Source organism: Streptomyces netropsis (assembly GCF_014203545.1).
GTDB classification, from domain to species: domain Bacteria; phylum Actinomycetota; class Actinomycetes; order Streptomycetales; family Streptomycetaceae; genus Streptomyces; species Streptomyces netropsis.
On sequence record NZ_JACHJG010000021.1, the window covers coordinates 38,078 to 59,376 of the forward strand.

Consider the following 21,299-nt stretch of genomic DNA (forward strand, 5'->3'; position numbering starts at 1 on the left):
GCCCCGTGAACGCCGAGGGGCCCCGGTGGGTGCGTGCAGGCCGTCCCCTGCCTGTGTGCACACCCCACCGGGGCCCATGGTCCGGGACCTTCGATGCCGTTCAGGTCCCGGTGCCGGCGTCCCGGGGCGCGTCTCCGCTCGAACCGCGCCCCGGCCGCCGGGGTCCGTCAGTCGCGGGCCGCCGCCGTCGCGGGCGTGGCGTCGGCCGGGGCCGACTCGGCCGACGGGTGCCCGCCGGGCCGGCTCTTGAGCGCGACCTCCTTGATGAAGAGGGTCAGGATGAAGGCCAGCAGGGCGCAGGGCGCGGCGTAGAGGAAGACGTCGCCGACGCCGTGCCCGTAGGCGCTCTCGATCACCGTGCGGACCGGGGGCGGGAGCTTGTCCAGGTCCGGGATGCCGCCGCCACCCGTACCGCCGTGGCCCATCGCCGCGGCGGCCTTGGGGCCGAGGGCGGCCATGCCGTCCTTGACGTAGTCCGTGACCCGGTTGCCGAGCACCGCGCCGAGCGCCGAGACGCCCACCGCGCCGCCGAGCGACCGGAAGAAGGTGACGACGGAGCTGGCGGCGCCGAGGTCCTCGGGTGCCACCTGGTTCTGCGCGGCGAGCACGAGGTTCTGCATCATCATGCCGATGCCGAGACCCATGAGGACCATGTAGGCGGCCAGGTGCCAGTACGGGGTGTCGTAGCGCATCGTGCCGAGCAGTCCGAGGCCCGCGGTGAGCAGCACGCCACCGACGACGACCCAGTTCTTCCAGCGGCCGGTCTTGGTGATGATCTGCCCGGAGACGGTCGACGAGATGAACAGGCCGCCGATCATCGGGATCGTCATCACGCCGGACATCGTCGGCGACTCGCCGCGCGCCAGCTGGAAGTACTGCGAGAAGAAGACCGTGCCGCTGAACATCGCGATGCCGACGAAGAGGCTCGCGAGGGAGGACAGGGTGATCGTCTTGTTGCGGAACAGCCGCAGCGGGATGATCGGCTCGGCCGCCTTGGACTCGATGTACACGAAGACCGCGCCCAGCAGCACCGAGCCGCCGACCATGGCGTAGGTCTGCCAGGAGATCCAGTCGTAGTTCTTCCCGGCCAGCGTCACCCAGACCAGCAGCAGCGTGACGGCGGCGCTGATGAAGAACGCGCCCAGCCAGTCGACCTTGACGTTCCGCTTCACCACCGGCAGCTTCAGCGTCTTCTGCAGGACGATCAGCGCGATGACCGCGAACGGCACACCCACGTAGAAGCACCAGCGCCAGCCGAGCCAGCTGGTGTCCGTGATGACACCGCCGAGCAGCGGGCCGCCGACGGTCGCGACGGCGAACGTCGCGCCGAGGTAGCCGCTGTAGCGCCCGCGCTCACGCGGGGAGATCATCGCCGCCATGACGATCTGGGCCAGGGCCGACAGACCGCCGACGCCGATGCCCTGGACGACGCGGCAGGCGATGAGCATGCCGCTGTTCTGCGACAGACCGGCGGCGGCCGAGCCCAGGACGTAGACGACCAGGGCTATCTGGACCAGCAGCTTCTTGCTGAAGAGGTCGGAGAGCTTGCCCCACAGCGGGGTGGACGCGGTCATCGCGAGGAGCGAGGCCGTGACGACCCAGGTATAGGAGGACTGGCTGCCGTGGAGGTCGGAGATGATCTCGGGCAGGGCGTTGGAGACGATCGTCGACGACAGGATCGCGACGAACATGCCGAGCAGCAGCCCGGACAGCGCCTCCATGATCTGGCGGTGTGTCATGGGGGCGTCGGAGCCCTGCGGGTCCCCGGGCTTGGCGTGGCCGCCCCGCACACCGGCTGGTGTGGTCTTAGCCATGAACTTCCTTTGCTCTGTCTGATGGTGGTGCGGGTGGTGCGGGTTACGCGGACGTACGGGTGAGGGAGTCGGCCGTGTGATGCGCGAGCGCGTGCTGGGGAGCGCGCGCCCGGCAGTCGCCGAAGCTCCTGCGCAGGCGTCCGAGCAGCTCGGTGAGACGGCCGACGTCGTCGTCGGACCAGTCCTCGAGGCAGGTGGCGAGCGCTTCGGTGTACCGCGCGGACACCTCCTCCAGCAGTGCCTCCCCGGCGGGGAGCAGCCGCAGCAGCCGGGACCGCTTGTCGACGGGGTCCGGCTGTCGGTCGATCCAGCCGCGCTCGGCCGCGTACGAGACGTGCCGGCTGGTCACCGACATGTCGATGGCGAGCAGCTCGGCGAGCTTGCTCATCCGCATCTCGCCGTACCGGTGGAGCAGGGTGAGCACGATGGCCGAGGCGGGCGAACAGTCCTGCGGGAGCACCCGCGCCAGATCGCGCTTCACCGCGCCGACGGCGCTGAGCTGCCGGGCGAGCTCCTCGTACTGCTCCTGTGCGGCCATCGACCCCTCGCTGCTCGTCGGCGCTCATCCGCCCATCGGTTGCTTAGGGCAACGATAGAGGTGGTTGGTTGCCGCAGGCAAATGAAATAGGGTCGTTTCGGGTAAAGCTCACCCCAAGGGTTTGCTGTCTGTGGGTTATGTGAGCTTGTGGCTGCGGCAAAAGCGGCACGTCAAGCCTGTCCGGCGGTTGAGGACGCGCCTGTAGGGCGCTCGCCGCCGCAGGCGGCAAAGACGGTCGGCAGCCGATGATCCGCCGGACACCACCCCGCGCGCGCGAAGCGCAACCGTTTCGCTAGGGTCCTGGCCTATGGCCAACCACCGTCAGCAGGGCCCCGAGGGCAACTACGACCCCGCGGGCAGCACCCAGATGTTCCGTGCCTTCGTCGACGAGGGCCAGCCCGGCAGCCGTGCCGCCGCGCCCGCCGCCGCCAGGCGCTCCGGTCCGGGTGCCGGCGTGATCGTCGGCGTGATCGTCGCGATCGCGGTCGTGGCCGGCGTGGCCTGGCTCGCGCTTCGCTGAGTCCGCGTCAGGGGCGGGCCGGTCGGCGGGGGTGAACCCGCCGCGGCTCACTCCCACTTCACCGAGACGTCCCGCGTCTCGATGTGCATGCCCAGCGGCACCCGCCAGGCGTCGACGCACACCGTCCAGGTCTTCTCGCGCGCCTGTCCCGCGTCGATCGGCACGGGGAGCGGCTCCGACGACGTGAGCGTCGCCCAGTCGGTGCCGAGCGGGCCGATGATGTGGGTGCCGAAGGTGACGGCGCCGTCCGTCACCGGCCGGCCGCCGGTGTTGGTGAAGATCACGGTCACCTTCTCGCACCAGCGGCGTTCGCTGTCCGGCTCGCGGCGCGGGGTGCCGATGTCGAGCACCGCCGGGGTGCCGGTGGACGGCGAGGGGCGCGGACCGGGCGTCGGCGGAGTGCTTGGAGAGGGCGCGGGAGGAGCGGGGGACGCGGGGGAGTCGCCGCTGTTTCCGCCGCTCGCAGGGCCCGTACCGCCGGGAGTGCCCGGGATCGTCACCGGGCCGGGCCCGGCCCCGCCCGTACCGATGCGGGCATCGGGGCCGGTTGTAGTGGTCGAGGACGCCCCCCGAGGCGCCTCCGGTGTGCTCGGCGCTCCGGACGGGCTCCGGCGCGGCCCGTGGGACGACGGCCTGCCCGGCTCGCCGTCCAGCGGCATCAGCTTCACCCCGCCCGTCGGCGGCACCACCCCGGACCGGGACGTGCCGGGTCCGGCGGCCCCCGTCGCGACATAGCCGTCGCGGTCGCTACCGCCGCAACCCGTGAGAAGCGCTCCCAGGCAGCCCAGGCCCGCCAGCCAGCGCGCGGCAGCCGAAGCGGGGACGAGCGTCTTCCGTCGCATCGGCACAGTGTGGCTGACGCACCGTCAGGAGTACATGCCCGGGAAGCGGACGGGTGGGATCAGTCGGCGATGAGGCCCTCGCGCAGCTGCGACAGCGTGCGCGTGAGCAGCCGGGAGACGTGCATCTGCGAGATGCCGACCTCCTCGCCGATCTGCGACTGCGTCATATTGGCGAAGAACCGCAACATGATGATCTGCCGCTCGCGGGGCGGCAGTTTGGCCAGCAGGGGCTTGAGCGACTCGCGGTACTCCACGCCCTCCAGCGCGGTGTCCTCGTAGCCCAGGCGGTCGGCGAGCGAGCCCTCGCCGCCGTCGTCCTCGGGGGAGGGGGAATCGAGCGAGCTGGCGGTGTAGGCATTGCCGACGGCCAGGCCGTCGACGACGTCCTCCTCGGACACCCCCAGGCACAGGGCCAGTTCGGGAACGGTCGGCGACCGGTCCAGCTTCTGCGCCAGCTCGTCACTGGCCTTGGTGAGGGCCAGCCGCAGCTCCTGAAGGCGGCGCGGCACCCGTACGGACCAGCTGGTGTCCCGGAAGAAGCGCTTGATCTCGCCCACGACCGTCGGCATCGCGAACGTGGGGAACTCCACGCCCCGTTCGCAGTCGAACCGGTCGATCGCCTTGATCAGGCCGATCGTGCCGACCTGGACGATGTCCTCCATCGGCTCGTTGCGGCTGCGGAAGCGGGCCGCCGCGTAGCGCACGAGGGGGAGATTGAGCTCGATGAGGGTGTCGCGGACGTACGTACGCTCCGCGCTGTCCCGCTCCAGCGTGGCCAGTCGCAGGAAGAGCGATCGGGAGAGGGTGCGGGTGTCGATGGCTTCGCAGTCGTCGAGCACGGCGTGCGGTGCGTCGTTGGCGAGCACCTTCGCGCTGCCCAGGTCTACGGACATGCCACCCCCTTGAGGTCGCGGACGGGTTCACAGCGGCGCCCCTGCCGAGGGTACGGACGAGGGGTTCAACCTCCACCTGAATACCGGAGGCCGCGCTGTGACAAACGCAGTTCCTGCAGAATGTCACATGTCGGCAACACGCTGTAGCGTCAAGTCGATATATCTGCCCCATCACTGCAGGAAGGTGTCACCCGTAAGGGTTAGGCGTCGATTCGATTTGCGGATCGCAGTCGGGCGAAGCTCCGGGAGAGCAGCCGGGACACATGCATCTGCGAGACGCCCAGCTCGGCGCTGATCTGGGACTGCGTCAGATTGCTGTAGTAGCGCAGCAGCAGAATGCGCTGCTCGCGCTCCGGCAGTTGCACGAGCAGATGGCGCACGAGATCCCGGTGTTCGACCCCGGCGAGTGCCGGATCCTCGTAGCCGAGCCGGTCCAGCAGCCCGGGCAGCCCGTCGCCCTCCTGCGCCGCCTCCAGCGAGGTGGCGTGGTACGAGCGGCCGGCCTCGATGCACGCCAGCACCTCGTCCTCACCGATCTTGAGCCGTTCGGCGATCTCGGCCGTGGTGGGGGAGCGGCCGTGCAGCACCGTCAGGTCCTCGCTGGCGCCGTTGACCTGCACCCACAGCTCGTGGAGGCGGCGCGGCACGTGGACGGTGCGGACGTTGTCGCGGAAGTAGCGCTTGATCTCGCCCACGACGGTCGGCATCGCGAAGGTCGGGAACTGCACCCCGCGGTCGGGGTCGAAGCGGTCGATGGCGTTGATGAGCCCGATCGTGCCGACCTGGACGACGTCCTCCATCGGCTCGTTGCGGCTGCGGAAGCGGGCCGCCGCGTAGCGCACGAGCGGGAGGTTGGCCTCGATCAGGGCGGCCCGCACCCGGGCGTGCTCGGGGGTGCCGGGCTCCAGGGTGGAGATCTCCTTGAAGAGCACCTGGGTCAGTGCCCTGGCGTCCGCGCCCCGGCTCTCCCGGGTGCGCGGGGCGCTCTCGGCGTCGGGGGCCGGACCGGGACCGGCGGCCGGGCCGGGGGTGGCGGGAGTGGCGGGAGCGCCACCGGGACCGGCGGCCGGGGAGTCGGCGGCCCGGGGGCCGGCGGGTCCCGCGGCGGTGCCGGGGTCGCGTTGATGGTTGTCGCGTTGGTGGGGGGCTTCGGGCACGGTACGGGCCGACACGGTCACGCCACCCCTTCACGTCGACGCATTCAATTCACTCAACTCATCCGGGAAAAGCGGTCATAGCATCACAAGACATGTGCACTGTGTGCAAGCACCCCATAACATCGTGTTGAGCACAAAAATGACCCCTCACCGTGGTGGTGAGGGGTCCTGCGGTCCCTACGGCGCGAACGGCCCGTGCGAACCGCTCAGAACGCGTAGTCGGCGATCACCCAAGTGGCGAACTCACGCCACAGTGCGACGCCCGCCTGGTGGTCGGGGTGGTCGAGGTAGCGCTGGAGCGCAGCGGTGTCCTCGACGGAGCAGTTGATCGCGTAGTCGTAGGCGATCGGCCGGTCCGTGATGTTCCACGCGCACTCCCAGGAGCGCAGCTCGGGCACGAGGCCGCCCAGCTTCTCGAACGCCTGAACGCCGGCGACGACCCGCGGGTCGTCGCGCTCGACGCCCTCGTTGAGCTTGAACAGGACGAGATGGCGAATCACGGGGCTGCCCTCCGTACGAGCGACGCGGAGTCGGTCAGTTGATCAGCTGGGTCATGAACTCGCCGATGCTCTTGGCGGCGTCCGAGATCCCCTCGAAGCCTAGCTGGACGAGCTCGGCCGACCGCGCGGGGGAGGTGATGATCGTGTACCCCACGAAAATGACGATGACGTAGGTGGCGATCTTCCTCGCTTGCGCCATGACGCGCTGCCTCCCCGGCTGCTCCCCTGTGCGGTCGCGAGAGTCTATCCGTACGTACGGTCGAAGATCGGGAGCACGCGCGGTACTCACATCATCTTTAAGGACCAAAGGCCCGGCAAGCAGGGCCGTTCGCCCGCCGGTCGGGCCTCCGGGTGGGCGGAGGATGGACCGTGCGCCCGACGGGTCTGGCAGGAATCCGGAGGGCGAGGGACATGGCCTCACTGCGGGGTCCGGGCCGCGCTTTCCCCTGATGCGGCCCGTACTTGGAGACCGTGTCCTCGTCGGGGGAAGCGGCTTGTCCCCCCGATCGCCGCTTCCCCCGTACCAAACGCCGGAGCCCCGGCTCCGAGCCCGTTCGTTCACGGGTTCGGAGCCGGGGCTTTTCGGTGCCCGTGCGCCGCGCGCGCGGGCGCGGGGGGAGCGCGACGGCCACGGGCTGGCCTGGAGGGCGCGCGGTCAGGGGGCCGGCCGGTCCTCTCCGCCCGCCGCGCCGCCGTCCTCGGTGCGGCACTCACCCCGGTGCCCGCCGCCGGGCTGACGGGGCATCCGCGCGGCGGGAGCCGTGACCGGGGCGGCGGCCGGGATCGGTGCTGCCGTGCGCCCGGGGACGTCGCCGAGCGTCGCGTACAGCGGAATCGATTCGTTCAGCCCCGTGATGACGAAGGACTTGCGGGCGAGTGGCGCCGGCACCACCACGTACAGATCCATTCCCTGGCGCCGCGTCTGCCGCCGGGCCTCCACCAGGACCGACAGGGCGGTCGCGGTGGCGAAGCGGGAGGCCGACAGGTCGGCGATCAGCGCGTCGCAGGTATGCGCATGGGCCTCGATGATCCTTTGCAGTGCGGTGCGGAGACCGGGGGCGTTCTCGATGTCGACCACGTCGGGGAAGGCCACCACGCAATGGGCGGAGATGATCTGGGTGGGCACCTGCATGAGGTCCTCTTCAGGGTGCTGGTTCTGACCCGGAGAAGGCCGCTTTTTGACCTGGGGCGATTTCACCACAATCGCGCCCGGCATGGGGGAAAGCCGGAATTTACCGTCAGGCGTGCCGGTCCCGGGAGTAAAATCCCCGCCCTTGTGGTGGATTTCGACCGTGGAGCGGTCGTACTCGACGGCCGTACGAACGGAAGCCGCCGATCGGGCGCGAGCTCACCTCAAAGGAATCCTTTGATTTAATGTCGGAATTCATTATTCGACTTATGGAGTGAGTCTCGGTAGCTTCGGGAGCGTCCGAATCCGGCCGACCGTGAGGCGGTAACACCATGGCGGGCGAGCGCCGAGCAGTGACTCCGTGGAAGTTCATGGCCGCGACGGCCCTGTTGTGGGGATCGGCCTTCCCGGCGATCCGCATCGCGCTGGAGGGGTACTCCCCGACGGCCATGGCGGTCCTGCGCCTCGTCTTCGCGGTCGTGCTCCTGCTGCCCTGCGTGCTCACCGGCCGCATCAGCCGACTGCGCCGGGGCGACCTGCTGCGCATGGCCGGCTTCGGCGTCACCGGCATGACGGCCTATCAGCTGCTCCTCTACGCCGGCGAACGGCACGTCGAGGGCGGCACGGCGGCGATGCTCGTGGCCACCTCCCCCGTATTCGCCACGGCCCTCGGCATGCTCGTCCTGCGGGAGCGCCCCGGCGCCTGGGGCGTCGCCGGGCTCGTGGTGGCGCTGTGCGGCGCGCTCGTGGTGGCGACGGCCGGCGGCGACGGCGGCGGCTCGTACTCCGGCATGGCGATGATCGTCCTGGCGGCGGCGGCCCAGGCCACGTCCTTCATCCTGCAAAAGCCCCTGCTGCGCCGGTACTCGGGCATGGACTGCATCTTCTACGGCAGCCTCTTCGGCCTCGTCCCCCTGCTGGTCTTCACCCCGGACGCGGCCACCCAGCTGGTCGCGGCCGACTGGCAGCAGACCGCCGCCGTCGTCTGGCTCGGCCTCGCCTGTACGGTCCTGGCCTTCTGCACCTGGTCCCGCGTTCTCGCGGCGGCCACGGCCTCGACCAGCTCGCTCGTCCTCTACGCGGTCCCCGTGGCGGCCCTCGCCCTGGACGCCGCCCTCCTCGGTGCCGTCCCGGGCCTCATGGCCGGCGTCGGCGGCCTGATCGTGCTGGCGGGAGTGGCCCTGGCCGCCTTCCGCCGCCCGGCACCCACGACACCGTCCCGCGCGGTCGCCTGCGGCGGGCCGTCCACGGACGCGGCGGACGCGACTGCGGATGTGGACGCGGCTGCGGACGCGAGGGTGGACGCGGCTGCTGACGCCGCCGAACGCGAAGCGGTGGCGGCGGGGGCACGCGGCTCGTCCGACCGCTGACCCGACCGTCCGACCGTCCTACCGCCCGCCCCTGACCCACGCCGGTCAGGGGCTGCTGTCATCTTCCGTCTTCTTCGAGGAAGCAAAACACCCCCCCGACCGCGTTTCCGCAGGTCGGAGGGGTGTTCATGGCGGTAGCGGTGGGATTTGAACCCACGGTGGAGTTGCCCCCACACACGCTTTCGAGGCGTGCTCCTTAGGCCGCTCGGACACGCTACCGAGAGGAAGCTTAGCGGACAGTTGGCCGTGCTTTGTAATCGGCCTCCGTCAGGGGGCCGGCGCGGGCCCCGGCGAGGGGGTCAGCGGGTGCGGAAGAAGTCCGTCAGGAGCGTCGCGCACTCGTCGGCGAGGACGCCGGCGACCACCTCGGGGCGGTGGTTGAGGCGGCGATCACGGACGACGTCCCAGAGGGACCCGGCCGCGCCCGCCTTCTCGTCGACCGCGCCGTAGACGACCCGGTCCAGCCGGGAGAGGACGATCGCGCCCGCGCACATCGTGCACGGCTCCAAGGTCACCACGAGCGTGCAGCCGGACAGGCGCCACTCGCCGACGGCGGCCGCGGCCTCGCGGATGGCGAGGACCTCCGCGTGGCCCGTCGGATCGCCCGTGGCCTCGCGTTCGTTGCGGCCACGGCCGATGACGGCGCCGTCCGGGTCCAGCACGACCGCGCCGACCGGCACGTCGCCGGTGGCGGGGGCCTGTACGGCCTCCGCCAGCGCGGCCCGCATGGGGCCGCGCCACGGGTCGCGTACGGGGTCGTGCGGAGTGTTCTCGGCGGCTGCGTTCATGGCACCAGTGTGAGCGAGCACGCCCCGGCGGCCGTCAGCGGACGGCCTCCAGGACGTCGGTGCAGCCGAGCATGTCCGCGATGTCGCCGAGCGCGTCCCCGCCGAGGGACTTCAGCTCCTTCTCGCTCATCCCGAGGTCGGCCAGGATCTCCGTGTCGCCCAGCGGACCGGCCGGCACCGGCACGGCGTCGCCCGAGGCGTCGTCGTCGGCCGGGTCCTCCGGCTCGCCGTCCTCGGTGCCGTCGAGATCGACCAGGCTGTCGAGGTCGCTCTCGTTCTCCTCACGGCCCAGCAGCTCGTCGGCGAGCATCGCGCCGTACGAGCTGCGGCTGGCCGCGACGGCGTCCGAGAGGTAGATACGAGGGTCCTCCTCGCCGTCCACCCGGACGAGACCGAACCAGGCGTCCTCCTGCTCGATGAACACCAGGACCGTGTCGTCGTCGACCGAGGAATCCCGGGCCAGGTCGGCGAAGTCCGACAAGGTTTCCACGTTGTCGAGATCTGTGTCGCTCGCTTGCCACCCGTCTTCGGTGCGCGCGAGCAGTGCGGCGAAGTACACCGTGACTCTCCCACTGGTCATAGGCGGTGCCGGGCCGGACGGGGACACCACCCCGCCCACTCGGAATCGTGGCAGAAACCCGGCCGTTGCGAGAGGTCTTCCGCGCTGCGTCGTGCAGCAGTCCGAAGAGATGTGGCTCACGTGGCCCGTACGGGCGCCGGTGCGTCGCCCGTACGCCTCACCTGCGGGCCCGGCCGTGTCGGGTGCGCGGCCCGCCCGTGTCGCGGGCCGTCCCCGGCCCGTCACGTCACCAGCGGAACGTCCGCATGCGCATCTGCTGCCGCATGCGCGCCGCCCGGGCCCGGCGCGGCTGCACCCGGTCCCGCAGCTCCTTGGCCTCATTCAGCTCGCGGAGGAACTGGGCCCGTCTGCGCCTGCGTTCCTCGTCGGTCTCCGAGCCCTCCGCCCGGTCCAGGGGCTTCGTCGATCTCCCCGTCCCCCGGGACTTCCGGGCCGGTTCGGGTCCGCGCTTGTCACGGTCAGCCATGGGCAGCACCACCTCGCGCCGAGGTCCTCGCCCGGAGCGTCAGTCCAGGCGTACGTGCCCACTTTCCCCCTTAGTGGTGGTTTGATGCCAGTGAGACGACAGACCGTCGTCGGGCACCGGGCGGGCGCTGACGCCCGAAAGCTCGGTTAATGTCGATGTCATGCGGATCCACGTCGTCGACCACCCGCTGGTGGCGCACAAACTCACCACGCTGCGCGACAAGCGCACCGACTCCCCCACCTTCCGGCGTCTCGCCGACGAGCTGGTCACCCTGCTCGCCTACGAGGCGACGCGCGACGTGCGCACCGAGCAGGTCGACATCGAGTCCCCGGTCTGCGCCACCACCGGCGTGAAGCTTTCCCACCCGCGCCCGCTCGTGGTGCCGATCCTGCGTGCCGGGCTCGGCATGCTCGACGGCATGGTGCGGCTGCTGCCCACGGCCGAGGTCGGCTTCCTGGGCATGATCCGCAATGAGGAGACCCTCAAGGCGGAGACGTACGCGACGCGCATGCCCGACGACCTCTCGGGTCGCCAGGTGTACGTGCTCGACCCGATGCTCGCCACCGGCGGCACGCTCGTCGCCGCGATCAACGAGCTGATCGAGCGCGGCGCGGACGACGTCACCGCCATCACGCTGCTGGCCGCGCCCGAGGGCGTCGAGGTCATGGAGCGCGACCTGGCGGGCGCGCCGGTCACCGTCGTCACGGCGTCGGTGGACGAGCGGCTCAACGAGGCGGGCTACATCGTCCCGGGCCTCGGCGACGCGGGCGACCGCATGTACGGCACCGCGGGCTGACCCTGCGGCTCCCCGCGTAGACCGCGCGCAGGGCTCGTACAGAGCCGATTTCTTCGTTCGTTCCACGGCCGTCGGGCCGGGCCGCCACTCGGCGGCCCGGCCCGACGGCCGTTCCGGTCTTACCGAGGCGGTCCGGCGCTCAGCACACCGTCGCGGACGGCGACGGCTTCGGCGGCGCGGTCAGCTCGGCCACGGCCCGCTCGGCGTCCGCCGGCGACGACAGCTGCTTGAACCCCGTGCCCAGGATCAGATCGATGTCCGCGTCGTCGTGCCGGCCGGCCTGCGCCTCCGTGTCGGCGAGCTGCGCGCCCACGAGCTTCAGCGCGCCCTCGGAGTCCGGGCCGCCCAGCAGCAGCCCGGCCTTCGCGACCTTCTTGTCGTACGCGGCCGGGGCGTTCCCCACCTTGCCGATCTTGAAGCCGCGCTTCGCCAGCTCGTCCGCCGTGGTCTTGGCGAGACCGCCGCGCGGCGTGGCGTTGTAGACGTTGACGGTGATGTCGGAGGGCTTGGGCAGCGGTTTCGGGGCCGCGGGGGCGGTCGCCGCGCGGCCCGCCGTACGGCCCTCGGCGGGCTTGCAGTCGCCCTTGCCGCCCTTGGGGGCCGCGTGGGTCCCGGTGCTGCCGCCGGAGAAGACGTCGACGAGCTGGAAGGTCCCCCACCCGCCCAGACCGAGCACGACGGTCGCGGCGACCGCGGCGAGCACGATCCTGCGGCGGCTCCGGGGGCGGCGCATGTGCGGGAAGCGGTTGCCCGTGATGCGGTACTTTCCGCCCATACCGGGAGGGGTGAGCATGCTCATGGGCGCAGCGTAGTGCGGGGCGGAGCCGCTGCCTACTAAATGATCAACGGGTTGCGGGCACCCCAACCCAAAAGGGCCAATATCGGCCGGGGGCGGGTGGTGGCGCGCGGTGCCGCGATGCGGTGCTCAGCCCAGTTCGAGTACGCGGGCGTGCAGTACCTGGCGCTGCTGGAGCGCCGCGCGCACCGCGCGGTGCAGACCGTCCTCGAGATAGAGGTCGCCCTGCCACTTCACGACGTGGGCGAAGAGGTCGCCGTAGAACGTCGAGTCCTCCGCGAGCAGCGTCTCGAGGTCGAGCTGCTGCTTCGTGGTCACCAACTGGTCGAGGCGCACCGGGCGGGGGGCGACGTCCGCCCACTGCCGGGTGCTTTCCCGGCCGTGGTCGGGGTACGGCCGCCCGTTTCCGATGCGCTTGAAGATCACACGGAAAGCCTACCGGGCGACAGGCTCCGAGCGCAGCCATGGCGCGGTAGTGCGAAGGTGACAATCAGCCGCATACCGGGAGCGATGCAGGAGCGAGCTTGTATGAGTGACAGCCCTTTTTCCTCGGATTCGGCTCCCGGGGCCCGCGAGGGCTCCTCCGGGACCCTCCCCGCGGCGGCGCTGGAGGCGCTGGAGGCGGTGGTGCGGGCGTCCGCGCTCCGCGAACGTTATGCACAGGCTGTGGATCGTGAATCGGCGCACGAGAAGCGCCCGCGCCCTCTTCGGCACGGCCCGCCGTGGGCGGTGTCGAGGACCCGGGGGCTCACGCCTTCTTCGCGGCGGCGGCCCGTTTCATCTGCTGCTTGTAGGCGCGGACCTGCTCCAGCGACTCCGGTCCGGTGATGTCGGCCACCGAACGGTGGGAGCCGTCCTCGCCGTACGGGCCCGCCGCCTCCCGCCAGCCGTCCGGCGTCACCTTGAACTGCTTGCCCAGCAGCGCCAGGAAGATCTGCGACTTCTGCTTGCCGAATCCGGGCAGCTCGTTGAGCCGTTTCAGCAGCTCCCCGCCGGTGGCGGGGTCGCGCCAGACCGCGCTCGCGTCCCCGTCGTAGTGCTCGACGAGGTACTGGCACAGCTGCTGGACCCGCTTGGCCATGGAGGCCGGGTAGCGGTGCACGGCCGGTTTCTCCGCGAACAGCGTCTCCAGCTCCTCGGGGTCCTTCGCGGCGATCTCCCGCGCGTCCAGGTCGTCGTGGCCCAGCCGCCGCGCCACGGTGTACGGCCCGGTGAAGGCCCATTCCATGGGGACCTGCTGGTCCAGGAGCATCCCGACCAGGGCGGCCAGCGGGCTGCGGGAGAGCAGCTCGTCGGCTTCGGGCTGCTGCGCGAGCCGGAGGGAAGGAGACATAGGTCGATGATCCCCCGGGTCCCGGGCCGTCGCACGCGCTCGGGGTGGCGGGCGACCGGCGCGGCCTTTCCGGCGCCCGTTCGGCCGTGTGTTGGTCGGCGAGGGACGCGGCCACGCGACCTACCTTCACGAACGGTGACGGAATTCCCTTCGTCATTCCCTTCGTCGGCCGCCCCGCTCGTCCCTGGGAGAACGCATGCCTGCAACGGGTGACGGAAGCGACGGCGGGACACGCGCGGGGGCGCTGCGGAGGCTGGGCGCGTGGTGTGCGCGCCACTTCGTCGTGGTCGTCGTCCTCTGGCTGGTCGCGCTGGGCGGTCTGCACGCCTTGCAGAACGCGTTCGGCGGTACGTACTCCGACGACTTCTCACTGCCCGGCACCCAGTCGGACGAGGGGGCGGCGGTGCTGAGGGCGCACGCCCCCACCGCCGGCGGCATCGGCGCGCAGGTCGTCATGTACGACGCGAAGGCGCCCCTGACGCACGTTCAGAGCCAGGTCGGCCAGGCGGTGTCCGCCCTCCAGAAGCTCCCGCACGTGCTGGCCGCGCAGAACCCGCTGCCCCCGGCCCCGCCCGGGGCGCTCTCCGCCGACGGGAAGACCGGCTACATCACCGTCCGCTTCGACACCACGCCCTCCACCCTGGGCCACGACTACATCGACCAGGTCGACGACGCGGTCGCGCCGCTGCGGGCCGCGGGCGTGGAAGTCGAGTACGGGGGGCCGCTGGGCGAACTCGACCGGCCCGAGACCAAGGACTTCACCAGCGAGGCCATCGGTTTCGCCGTGGCGGTGATCGTCCTGCTGATCGGTTTCGGCAGCGTCGTCGCCGCGGGGATGCCTCTGCTCACCGCCCTGATCGGAGTGATCGTCGGGCTGAGCTGTCTGAGCCTGGTGGCCGCCGCCTTCACCTTCGCGAGCGTGTCGCCCACCCTGGCCACGATGATCGGGCTGGGCGTGGGCATCGACTACGCCCTCTTCCTGATCACCCGTCACCGTCAGCTGCTCATGGACGGCGCGGACCCCGTGACGGCGGCGGGCCGGGCGGTGTCCACCAGCGGACGCGCGGTGATGGTCTCCGGCTGCACGGTCATCGTCGCCCTCGCCGGTCTGTACGTCTCCCGGATCGGCTTCATCGGGAAGCTGGGCGCGGCGGCGGCCGTCACCGTCGTGACGGCCGTCATCGCGGCGATCACCCTCGTCCCTGCGCTGCTCGGCCTCGTGGGACGCCGCATCGACCGGCTGCGCGTGCGGACGCCCGTCGCGGAGGGCACGACCGGGCCCGGTACGGAGGCGGTCGGGGGCTGGCACCGCTACGCGCAGCGGGTGGAGCGGCGGCCCTGGTGGTTCCTCGTCGGGGGGCTGGCGGTGGTGGCGGTCCTCGCGATCCCCCTGTTCTCCATCCGGCTCGGCCACATCGGCGACGGCGCGGACCCCACCAGCTTCACCGACCGACGCGCCTACGACCTCATCAGCTCGGGGTTCGGGCCGGGCGCCAACGGCCCGCTGACGATCGTCGTCGACCAGAGCGCCGTCCCGTCCGCCGACCGCGCGGCGCTGGCCGCCGATGTGAAGAAGGCACTCACCGACGTGCCGGGCGCGGCGAGCATCAGCCCGCCGCAGCCGACGGGCGACGGCGACGTCCTGATCTCCACGGCCGTCTCCAGCAGTTCGCCACAGGACGCGGGGACGACCGAGCTGTTCAACCGGCTCAAGGACGACGTCCTGCCGCAGGCGGTGTCCGGCACGGCCGCCAAGACGTATGTGACCGGCACGACCGCCGCCCAGGTGGATTTCCTGGAGCTGATCTCCGCGCGGCTGCCCGTCATCATCGCCGTGGTGGTCGGCCTGGCGTTCCTGATCATCCTGACGGTCTTCCGCGGCCTGCTCGTGGCGGTCAAGGCGGCCGTCCTCAACCTCCTGTCGATCGCGGCCTCCTACGGTGTCGTGGTCGCCGTCTTCCAGTGGGGGTGGGGAGGTCCCGCGCTGGGGGTCTCCGGCACGGTGCCGATCGAGAGCTACGTCCCGATGATGATGTTCGCCATCGTCTTCGGCCTGAGCATGGACTACGAGGTCTTCCTGCTCGCCCGGGTCCACGAGGCGTGGCGGCGCACCCGCGACAGCAAGGGCAGCGTCGCCCACGGGCTGGAGATCACCGCGCGGGTGATCACCTGCGCGGCGCTGATCATGGTCAGCGTCTTCGCGGCGTTCATCCTCAGCGACAGCATCGTGGTCAAGATGCTGGGCCTCGGCCTGGCCGTCAGTGTGCTCATCGACGCCACGGTCGTGCGTCTGCTGCTCGTCCCGGCGGTGATGACGCTCCTCGGCGAGCGGGCGTGGTGGGTCCCCCGGTGGCTGGACCGGTGTCTGCCCCACGTGGACACCGAGGGCGAAGCGCGGGGCTGACTCAAGGAGGCGGGGGCGCCAGCCGGGCCGCGCGGGTGAGGAGGTAGCGGGTCTCGGGGACGCTGAGAGTGTGCCCGGCCGCCCGTCGGTAGGCGGACCTGGCGCCTTCGGCGTCGCCCGCCTTCTCCAGCAGGTGGGCGCGTACGGCGTCGAGCCGGTGGTGGCCCGCCAACCGTTCCTCCAGCGCGTCGACTTCGGCGAGCCCGGCGCTCGGGCCGTGCACCATGGCGACGGCCACGGCCCTGCCCAGTTCGGCCATGGGCTCGGGGGCGCGGCGCACGAGGACGTCGTAGAGGGCGAGGATCAGCGGCCAGTCGGTGTCCTCGGCGCGGGCCGCCTCGTCGTGCAGGGCCGCGATCGCCGCCTGCAACTGATAGGCGCCCGCCGGGCCTTCGGCCAGGGCCTCCTCCACCAGGGCGGTGCCCTCGGCGATGGCGTGGCGGTCCCAGCGGGTGCGGTCCTGCTCGTCGAGCGGGATCAGCTCGCCGTGCGGGCCGGTGCGCGCCCGACTGCGGGCGTCGGTGAGCAGCATGAGCGCCAGCAGTCCGGTCACCGCGCCCTCCCGGGGCAGCAGCCGGCGTACGGACCGGGTCAGCCGGATCGCCTCGCGGGCGAGGTCCGCGCGGTGCAGTGCGCGGCCGGAGGTGGCCGTATAGCCCTCGTTGAAGATCAGGTAGAGGACCTGGAGCACGGCGGCGAGGCGTGGGTCGCGGTCCTCGGGGCCCGGCTGCCGGAAGGGCATGCCCTTGATCTTGTGCTTCGCCCTGCTGATCCGCTGAGCCGTCGTCGCCTCCGGCACCAGGAGCGCGCGGGCGATCTCGGCCGTCGTCAGTCCGCCGACGGCGCGCAGGGTCAGGGCGATCTGCGCGGGCGGGGTGAGCGCGGGGTGGCAGCACAGGAACAGCAGGGTGAGCGTGTCGTCCTCGGACGGGGCACGGCCCTCCCCGGGCGGCGGGGCGGTGAAGGCGTCCCGGGGCGTGAGCGCCGCGGCGCTCTCCTCGCGTCTGCGCCGGGCCGTCTCGGCGCGCAGCCCGTCCACGAGACGCCGGGAGGCGACCCGGATCAGCCAGCCGCGCGGGTTGCCCGGCGGGCCGGTCTCCGGCCACTGCCGCGCGGCGGCGAGCAGCGCCTCCTGCACGGCGTCCTCGGCCGGGCCGAAGTGCCCGTAGCGGCGCACCACCGCGCCGAGGACCTGCGGCGCGTGCAGGCGCAGCAGGTCCTCGACCTCGGTCGTACGGGTCACACCTGGCAGCCGCTGTCGTCGATGGGGCGGATCACCACCGGGTGCACGGGGGCGCCCGCCGGGGCCGGGCACTGGGTGATGCGCTCGGCGATCTCGGTGACCCGCTCCAGGCTCGCGCAGTCGAGGACCCAGTACCCGGCGAGCAGCTCCTTCGTCTCGCCGTAGGGGCCGTCGGAGATCACCGGGCGGCCGTCCCCGCCCCCGGTCACGAGGCGGGTCCGGGCCGGCTCGACCAGGCCTTGGCCGTCCACGAACTCGCCGGTCTCGGCGAGGTCGTCGTTGAGCTGTCCCATGAAGGCGAACATCGCCTGCAGCTCCTTCTCGCTCCAGGCCGGGCTGTGGGCGGACCCGTTGCCGCGCATCGCCTCGTAGTCGGCCTGGGTGCCCTGCACCATCACCAGATACTTCATGACTTCGCTCCCTCGGTGCGTCGTCACCTCTTGTGGGCGACTCTCACAGGGGACGTCGCGGCCGACGGCGCGTTCTCGACACCTCGCGGAGGTTTTCCCCGGAATCACTCTCCGGGACTACCGCGGAGTACGCAGGGGCCGGGCCGTTCGCGCCGGGAGGGCCGGGGAGCCGCGTGGGTAGAGTTGACGGGCGCCGACGGCCGCCCCGCCGGGTCCGTGCCGAGCGCCTTCCGCCCGGTCCGCGCGCCGGGCTCCGCACACTTCCCCCGCCCGCCCCGGCCCCGCCGACGGCGTGTGCCCGAGCACGACAGGTTCCTCCTCAGTTGCCCTCTCCCGCACTGTCCCCGGTCGCGCGGCTGCGCGGCGTCCGCCCGCCCCGGCTGTCCCCGAAGGTCCTGCGTACCGAGGTGCTGGCGGGTCTCGTGGTCGCGCTGGCGCTGATCCCCGAGGCGATCTCGTTCTCGGTCATCGCCGGGGTGGAGCCGAGCGTCGGGCTGTTCGCCTCGTTCACCATGGCCGTCACCACCGCGGTCGTCGGCGGGCGGCCGGCGATGATCTCGGCGGCGACCGGGGCCGTCGCGCTGGTCATCGCCCCGCTCAACCGCGAGCACGGCCTCGGGTACCTGATCGCCTGCGTCGTCCTCGCCGGTGTCTTCCAGATCGTGCTCGGCGCGCTCGGCGTCGCGAAGCTGATGCGGTTCGTGCCGCGCAGCGTGATGGTCGGCTTCGTCAATGCCCTCGCGATCCTGGTCTTCCTGGCCCAGGTGCCCGAGCTGCGGGACGTGCCCTGGGCCGTCTATCCGCTGGTCGTCGCCGGTATCACGCTGATGGTGTGCTTCCCGAGGATCACCCGGGCGGTGCCCGCGCCGCTGGTCTCCGTCGTCATCCTCACCGTCGTCACCGTGGCCGCGGGGATCGCGGTGCCGACCGTGGGCGACCGGGGTGACCTGCCCTCCTCGCTGCCGGTGCCGGGGCTGCCCGACGTGCCGTTCACGCTTCAGACGCTGACGACCGTCGCTCCCTACGCGCTGGCGATGGCGCTGGTCGGACTGATGGAGTCGCTGCTGACCGCGAAGCTGGTCGACGACATCACCGACACCCGTTCCGACAAGAAGCGCGAATCGATCGGCCAGGGCATCGCCAACATCGTCACCGGTCTGCTCGGCGGCATGGGCGGCTGCGCGGTGATCGGCCAGACGATGATCAACGTACGGGTGTCCGGTGCCCGCACCCGGCTGTCGACGTTCCTCGCGGGCGCGTTCCTGCTGGTGCTGTGCGTCGTCCTCGGCCCGGTCGTCTCCGACATCCCCATGGCCGCCCTCGTCGCCGTCATGATCATGGTGTCGGTCGCCGCGTTCGACTGGCACTCCATCGCACCGAGGACCCTGCGGCGCATGCCCGCCGGTGAGATCGCCGTCATGGTGATCACCGTCGGCTGTGTGGTCGCCACCCACAACCTCGCCGTCGGCGTGGTCGTCGGCACGCTCACCGCCATGGTCATCTTCGCCCGGCGCGTCGCCCACGTCGCGGACGTCACCTCGGTCACCGACCCCGACGGCTCCCGGGTCGTCCACGCGGTGACCGGCGCGCTCTTCTTCGCCTCCGCGAACGACCTGGCCGCCCGGTTCGACTACGCCGGCGACCCGGACGAGGTCGTCATCGACCTCACGGGCGCCCGCATATGGGACGCCTCCGCCGTCGCCGCGCTGGACGCCGTCACCGCCAAGTACGCGCAGCGGGGCAAGACCGCCCGGATCACCGGGCTCGACGAACACAGCGCCAGGCTCCACGGCACGCTCAGCGGTGAGCTCTCCGCGACCGGGTGACGCGCGGCGCGGCGGCGCCGATCGTGCTCGTCCGGCCCGAGGGCCGGGGCAATGGGAAATAAATTCTCCCGTGGGGGCGCGAAAACCTGTCATGGTGACGGTAGACATGGAGTTTGCGCGGGGCTAGGCTTTTTCCTGAAACCGGTGTGAGCATCACCGGCACCGACAGTGAAGCGCCGGAGGCGGGACGTACGCCACCCTCCTGGGTCGACACAAAACGGTGGAATTCGGCGCACACCGCCGACGGATGGTGCTCAAAAACGCCTCGGGATCCCGGTGCCGCAGGGTGCCGGGGGCTTCGACGCGTCCCAGAAAAGGTGCGAATGCCCCCAGAGAATCAACCGTCCGCCACCGATCGACTCGACGACGACGACTACCCCGCCTACACCATGGGGCGTGCCGCGGAGATGATCGGGGCCACGCCCGGCTTCCTCCGGGCCATCGGGGAAGCCGGGCTGATCACCCCGCTGCGCTCCGAGGGCGGCCACCGCCGCTACTCCCGCTATCAGCTGCGCGTCGCCGCCCGGGCCCGTGAGCTCGTCGACGCGGGCACCCCGATCGAGGCCGCCTGCCGCATCGTGATCCTCGAGGACCAGCTCGAGGACGCCCTCCGGATCAACGAGGAGCTGCGCCGGGACGGCCCCGACGAGCCGGACCGGCCCGGCGGCGCCTGACGCGGGACGTCCGACACCGAGCACCGCGCGAGCGGCCGGGACGCCGAATATCTATTGCCGCAGCCACAGAAATCAGTGCAATGCGCGGTAAGGATTTATGGCACAGCGGGCGGAGTGAAATTACTTCCCGTACCCGGTCGCTCGCGCCGTGCTACTCTGGATTCCAGTTGCAGTTGTGGTTACCCAAGGACTTCAAGTGCGCTTCTCGGCATTCCATGTCGGAGAGTGCGCTTTCGTATTTCCGGTGCTTTCCGGCCGGGGCAATCATCACGGCGACGCGAGGACCGCACAGTGCGGACCTCGGGCAATGCCCCGAAGGAGATATGACATGGCTACTGGCACCGTGAAGTGGTTCAACGCGGAAAAGGGCTTCGGCTTCATCGAGCAGGAGGGTGGCGGCCCGGACGTGTTCGCCCACTACTCGAACATCGCCACCCAGGGCTTCCGTGAGCTCCAGGAGGGCCAGAAGGTGAACTTCGACGTCACGCAGGGCCAGAAGGGCCCGCAGGCGGAGAACATCGTCCCCGCCTAAGCGCCCGGACGCATGACGTAGCTGGGGCCCGCACCTTGGGTGCGGGCCCCAGCTCGTTGCTTTTTCGGGGGGCTCGCCCGCGGTGCGCCGCACGGGCAATCCCCTTTTCCCGGATCATGGCGGACAAACCGCCCGTGATGCCGGCCGCACAGCCCGCCCATGGCTTCGCCGTACGGCGCACAGTCGGGCGCACGCCGGTCCTGATCGAGGCGACCGGCTTCGATTTCGTCTTTTCTTCGGTTCGTTCTTGCGATCTCTGAGCGGCTCATCGCAGGCCGCCGGGAATTCCTCGATACGTGCCGTATCGAGGAAGGTTCCACTTGAACCGCACAGCCCGTTCGAACGATCGTTACGCCCGCTCCGGCAAGGGCGGCTCCGCCGGCTCCGGCCGCGGCTTCCGCGCGCAGGCCCAGGGCCGCTCCCAGGCCCCCGGCCGCTCCGGTGGCTACGGGCGGCGCCCCGCGGCCCGGCAGGGAGAGTTCGCACTGCCGGTGACCATCACCCCGGCGCTGCCCCCCGTCACGGCGTTCGCCGAGCTCGGCCTGCCCGCCGAGGTGCTGACGACGCTCACCGGCCTCGGGGTGACCGAGCCCTTCCCGATCCAGGGTGCGACGTTGCCGAACTCGCTGGCCGGCCGGGACGTCCTGGGCCGTGGCCGGACCGGTTCCGGCAAGACCCTGGCGTTCGG

24 protein-coding genes, 1 tRNA gene and 1 pseudogene are annotated in these 21,299 nt (G+C 71.3%); 9 read left to right on the top strand and 17 right to left on the bottom strand.

Translation table 11 applies throughout. The features are described 5' to 3' along the window. Positions 1-176: 176 nt before the first annotated feature. Both FHS38_RS32875 and FHS38_RS32880 read right to left on the bottom strand, forming a co-directional pair. Positions 177-1,739, bottom strand: a pseudogene (locus FHS38_RS32875) (MDR family MFS transporter); the annotation flags it as partial. Between the two features lie 118 nt (positions 1,740-1,857). Further along, the gene (locus tag FHS38_RS32880; protein WP_184739923.1) at positions 1,858-2,352 is read right to left on the bottom strand and encodes a MarR family winged helix-turn-helix transcriptional regulator; all 495 of its coding nucleotides are present in this window, start codon (positions 2,350-2,352) and stop codon (positions 1,858-1,860) included. Positions 2,353-2,659: 307 nt separating this feature from the next. Here FHS38_RS32880 and FHS38_RS32885 point away from each other — a divergent pair, with 307 nt between their 5' ends. Beyond that, complete coding sequence (locus tag FHS38_RS32885) at positions 2,660-2,872, top strand: hypothetical protein (protein WP_184739925.1); 213 nt, start codon at positions 2,660-2,662, stop codon at positions 2,870-2,872. Positions 2,873-2,919: 47 nt separating this feature from the next. Here the strand turns inward: FHS38_RS32885 and FHS38_RS35845 are convergent, their stop codons facing one another. Beyond that, positions 2,920-3,222, bottom strand: a complete 303-nt coding sequence (locus FHS38_RS35845; RefSeq protein WP_229822902.1) for a hypothetical protein — start codon at positions 3,220-3,222, stop codon at positions 2,920-2,922. On the opposite strand from FHS38_RS35845, the gene FHS38_RS35850 reads away from it, so the two are divergent. Next, positions 3,212-3,607 carry a hypothetical protein gene (locus FHS38_RS35850; protein WP_229822901.1) on the top strand — a complete coding sequence of 132 codons (396 nt, stop codon included), beginning with the start codon at positions 3,212-3,214 and terminating at the stop codon, positions 3,605-3,607. The two genes, FHS38_RS35845 and FHS38_RS35850, sit on opposite strands and share 11 nt — an antisense overlap. A 166-nt stretch (positions 3,608-3,773) precedes the next feature. Here FHS38_RS35850 and FHS38_RS32895 read toward each other — a convergent pair whose 3' ends face one another. From FHS38_RS32895 to FHS38_RS32915, 5 genes are all read right to left on the bottom strand, one after another. After that, positions 3,774-4,607, bottom strand: coding sequence for an RNA polymerase sigma factor SigF (locus FHS38_RS32895; RefSeq protein WP_130878431.1), 834 nt, complete (start codon positions 4,605-4,607; stop codon positions 3,774-3,776). A 200-nt stretch (positions 4,608-4,807) separates the two neighbouring features. After that, positions 4,808-5,779 (bottom strand): RNA polymerase sigma factor SigF, encoded by a 972-nt coding sequence (locus FHS38_RS32900; protein ID WP_229822900.1) that lies wholly within the window; start codon positions 5,777-5,779, stop codon positions 4,808-4,810. Between the two features lie 191 nt (positions 5,780-5,970). Continuing rightward, positions 5,971-6,264: a Dabb family protein gene (locus FHS38_RS32905; protein WP_184739927.1), complete on the bottom strand. Its 294-nt coding sequence runs from the start codon at positions 6,262-6,264 to the stop codon at positions 5,971-5,973. A gap of 34 nt (positions 6,265-6,298) precedes the next feature. Continuing rightward, entirely contained in the window at positions 6,299-6,463 is a 165-nt protein-coding gene (locus FHS38_RS32910) for a hypothetical protein (RefSeq protein WP_184739929.1), read from the bottom strand. A 456-nt stretch (positions 6,464-6,919) separates the two neighbouring features. Next, the gene (locus tag FHS38_RS32915) at positions 6,920-7,396 is read right to left on the bottom strand and encodes an STAS domain-containing protein (protein ID WP_184739931.1); all 477 of its coding nucleotides are present in this window, start codon (positions 7,394-7,396) and stop codon (positions 6,920-6,922) included. A 368-nt stretch (positions 7,397-7,764) separates the two neighbouring features. On the opposite strand from FHS38_RS32915, the gene FHS38_RS32920 reads away from it, so the two are divergent. Continuing rightward, a complete protein-coding gene (locus FHS38_RS32920) occupies positions 7,765-8,763 on the top strand; it encodes a DMT family transporter (RefSeq protein WP_184739933.1) in 999 nt (332 codons plus the stop codon). A gap of 129 nt (positions 8,764-8,892) precedes the next feature. Here FHS38_RS32920 and FHS38_RS32925 read toward each other — a convergent pair. The 4 genes from FHS38_RS32925 to FHS38_RS32940 all read right to left on the bottom strand — a co-directional run bounded on the left by FHS38_RS32925 (position 8,893) and on the right by FHS38_RS32940 (position 10,597). Next, positions 8,893-8,982 (bottom strand) — tRNA-Ser (locus tag FHS38_RS32925). A gap of 80 nt (positions 8,983-9,062) precedes the next feature. Next, positions 9,063-9,551 (bottom strand): tRNA adenosine(34) deaminase TadA, encoded by a 489-nt coding sequence (gene tadA / locus FHS38_RS32930; RefSeq protein WP_184739935.1) that lies wholly within the window; start codon positions 9,549-9,551, stop codon positions 9,063-9,065. Between the two features lie 34 nt (positions 9,552-9,585). After that, on the bottom strand, positions 9,586-10,131 hold the full coding sequence (locus FHS38_RS32935) for a tRNA adenosine deaminase-associated protein (protein WP_221495642.1): 546 nt from the start codon (positions 10,129-10,131) through the stop codon (positions 9,586-9,588). Positions 10,132-10,357: 226 nt separating this feature from the next. Next, complete coding sequence (locus FHS38_RS32940) at positions 10,358-10,597, bottom strand: hypothetical protein (protein WP_184739937.1); 240 nt, start codon at positions 10,595-10,597, stop codon at positions 10,358-10,360. A gap of 160 nt (positions 10,598-10,757) precedes the next feature. Here FHS38_RS32940 and upp point away from each other — a divergent pair, with 160 nt between their 5' ends. After that, positions 10,758-11,393 (top strand): uracil phosphoribosyltransferase, encoded by a 636-nt coding sequence (upp, locus tag FHS38_RS32945; RefSeq protein ID WP_184739939.1) that lies wholly within the window; start codon positions 10,758-10,760, stop codon positions 11,391-11,393. A gap of 139 nt (positions 11,394-11,532) precedes the next feature. On the opposite strand, the gene FHS38_RS32950 is transcribed toward upp, so the two are convergent. The 3 genes from FHS38_RS32950 to FHS38_RS32960 all read right to left on the bottom strand — a co-directional run bounded on the left by FHS38_RS32950 (position 11,533) and on the right by FHS38_RS32960 (position 13,522). After that, positions 11,533-12,192, bottom strand: a complete 660-nt coding sequence (locus tag FHS38_RS32950) for a LytR C-terminal domain-containing protein (RefSeq protein WP_184739941.1) — start codon at positions 12,190-12,192, stop codon at positions 11,533-11,535. Positions 12,193-12,318: 126 nt separating this feature from the next. Continuing rightward, positions 12,319-12,615 (bottom strand): type II toxin-antitoxin system VapB family antitoxin, encoded by a 297-nt coding sequence (locus FHS38_RS32955; protein WP_003986294.1) that lies wholly within the window; start codon positions 12,613-12,615, stop codon positions 12,319-12,321. Between the two features lie 322 nt (positions 12,616-12,937). Continuing rightward, a complete protein-coding gene (locus tag FHS38_RS32960; RefSeq protein WP_184739943.1) occupies positions 12,938-13,522 on the bottom strand; it encodes an HhH-GPD-type base excision DNA repair protein in 585 nt (194 codons plus the stop codon). Positions 13,523-13,718: 196 nt separating this feature from the next. Between FHS38_RS32960 and FHS38_RS32965 the strand changes: the two genes are divergently transcribed. Then, on the top strand, positions 13,719-15,926 hold the full coding sequence (locus FHS38_RS32965) for an MMPL family transporter (protein WP_184739945.1): 2,208 nt from the start codon (positions 13,719-13,721) through the stop codon (positions 15,924-15,926). Between the two features lies 1 nt (position 15,927). Here FHS38_RS32965 and FHS38_RS32970 read toward each other — a convergent pair whose 3' ends face one another. Together FHS38_RS32970 and FHS38_RS32975 are read right to left on the bottom strand one after the other, a co-directional pair. Then, positions 15,928-17,169, bottom strand: coding sequence for an RNA polymerase sigma factor (locus FHS38_RS32970; protein WP_184739947.1), 1,242 nt, complete (start codon positions 17,167-17,169; stop codon positions 15,928-15,930). Next, entirely contained in the window at positions 17,166-17,579 is a 414-nt protein-coding gene (locus tag FHS38_RS32975; protein ID WP_184739949.1) for a YciI family protein, read from the bottom strand. The genes FHS38_RS32970 and FHS38_RS32975 overlap by 4 nt, the downstream gene beginning before the upstream one ends. 323 nt (positions 17,580-17,902) lie before the next feature. Between FHS38_RS32975 and FHS38_RS32980 the strand changes: the two genes are divergently transcribed. From FHS38_RS32980 to FHS38_RS32995, 4 genes are all read left to right on the top strand, one after another. Continuing rightward, positions 17,903-19,405, top strand: coding sequence for a SulP family inorganic anion transporter (locus FHS38_RS32980; RefSeq protein ID WP_184739951.1), 1,503 nt, complete (start codon positions 17,903-17,905; stop codon positions 19,403-19,405). Positions 19,406-19,728: 323 nt separating this feature from the next. Next, positions 19,729-20,079 (top strand): MerR family transcriptional regulator, encoded by a 351-nt coding sequence (locus FHS38_RS32985; RefSeq protein WP_184739952.1) that lies wholly within the window; start codon positions 19,729-19,731, stop codon positions 20,077-20,079. A 328-nt stretch (positions 20,080-20,407) separates the two neighbouring features. Then, positions 20,408-20,611 (top strand): cold-shock protein, encoded by a 204-nt coding sequence (locus FHS38_RS32990; RefSeq protein WP_018536328.1) that lies wholly within the window; start codon positions 20,408-20,410, stop codon positions 20,609-20,611. A 320-nt stretch (positions 20,612-20,931) separates the two neighbouring features. Then, positions 20,932-21,299 (top strand): DEAD/DEAH box helicase (locus FHS38_RS32995; protein ID WP_184739954.1); only part of this gene is annotated, 368 nt, incomplete at its 3' end.

Bases quoted from the DNA above. Each gene is read 5' to 3' on its own strand.
- FHS38_RS32880 (WP_184739923.1), bottom strand. From the start codon at position 2,352: ATGGCCGCACAGGAGCAGTACGAGGAGCTCGCCCGGCAGCTCAGCGCC.
- FHS38_RS32885 (WP_184739925.1), top strand. From the start codon at position 2,660: ATGGCCAACCACCGTCAGCAGGGCCCCGAGGGCAACTACGACCCCGCG.
- FHS38_RS35850 (WP_229822901.1), top strand. From the start codon at position 3,212: ATGTCGAGCACCGCCGGGGTGCCGGTGGACGGCGAGGGGCGCGGACCG.
- FHS38_RS32895 (WP_130878431.1), bottom strand. From the start codon at position 4,607: ATGTCCGTAGACCTGGGCAGCGCGAAGGTGCTCGCCAACGACGCACCG.
- FHS38_RS32910 (WP_184739929.1), bottom strand. From the start codon at position 6,463: ATGGCGCAAGCGAGGAAGATCGCCACCTACGTCATCGTCATTTTCGTG.
- FHS38_RS32915 (WP_184739931.1), bottom strand. From the start codon at position 7,396: ATGCAGGTGCCCACCCAGATCATCTCCGCCCATTGCGTGGTGGCCTTC.
- FHS38_RS32920 (WP_184739933.1), top strand. From the start codon at position 7,765: ATGGCCGCGACGGCCCTGTTGTGGGGATCGGCCTTCCCGGCGATCCGC.
- tadA (WP_184739935.1), bottom strand. From the start codon at position 9,551: ATGAACGCAGCCGCCGAGAACACTCCGCACGACCCCGTACGCGACCCG.
- FHS38_RS32935 (WP_221495642.1), bottom strand. From the start codon at position 10,131: ATGACCAGTGGGAGAGTCACGGTGTACTTCGCCGCACTGCTCGCGCGC.
- FHS38_RS32940 (WP_184739937.1), bottom strand. From the start codon at position 10,597: ATGGCTGACCGTGACAAGCGCGGACCCGAACCGGCCCGGAAGTCCCGG.
- upp (WP_184739939.1), top strand. From the start codon at position 10,758: ATGCGGATCCACGTCGTCGACCACCCGCTGGTGGCGCACAAACTCACC.
- FHS38_RS32950 (WP_184739941.1), bottom strand. From the start codon at position 12,192: ATGAGCATGCTCACCCCTCCCGGTATGGGCGGAAAGTACCGCATCACG.
- FHS38_RS32960 (WP_184739943.1), bottom strand. From the start codon at position 13,522: ATGTCTCCTTCCCTCCGGCTCGCGCAGCAGCCCGAAGCCGACGAGCTG.
- FHS38_RS32965 (WP_184739945.1), top strand. From the start codon at position 13,719: ATGCCTGCAACGGGTGACGGAAGCGACGGCGGGACACGCGCGGGGGCG.
- FHS38_RS32975 (WP_184739949.1), bottom strand. From the start codon at position 17,579: ATGAAGTATCTGGTGATGGTGCAGGGCACCCAGGCCGACTACGAGGCG.
- FHS38_RS32985 (WP_184739952.1), top strand. From the start codon at position 19,729: ATGCCCCCAGAGAATCAACCGTCCGCCACCGATCGACTCGACGACGAC.
- FHS38_RS32990 (WP_018536328.1), top strand. From the start codon at position 20,408: ATGGCTACTGGCACCGTGAAGTGGTTCAACGCGGAAAAGGGCTTCGGC.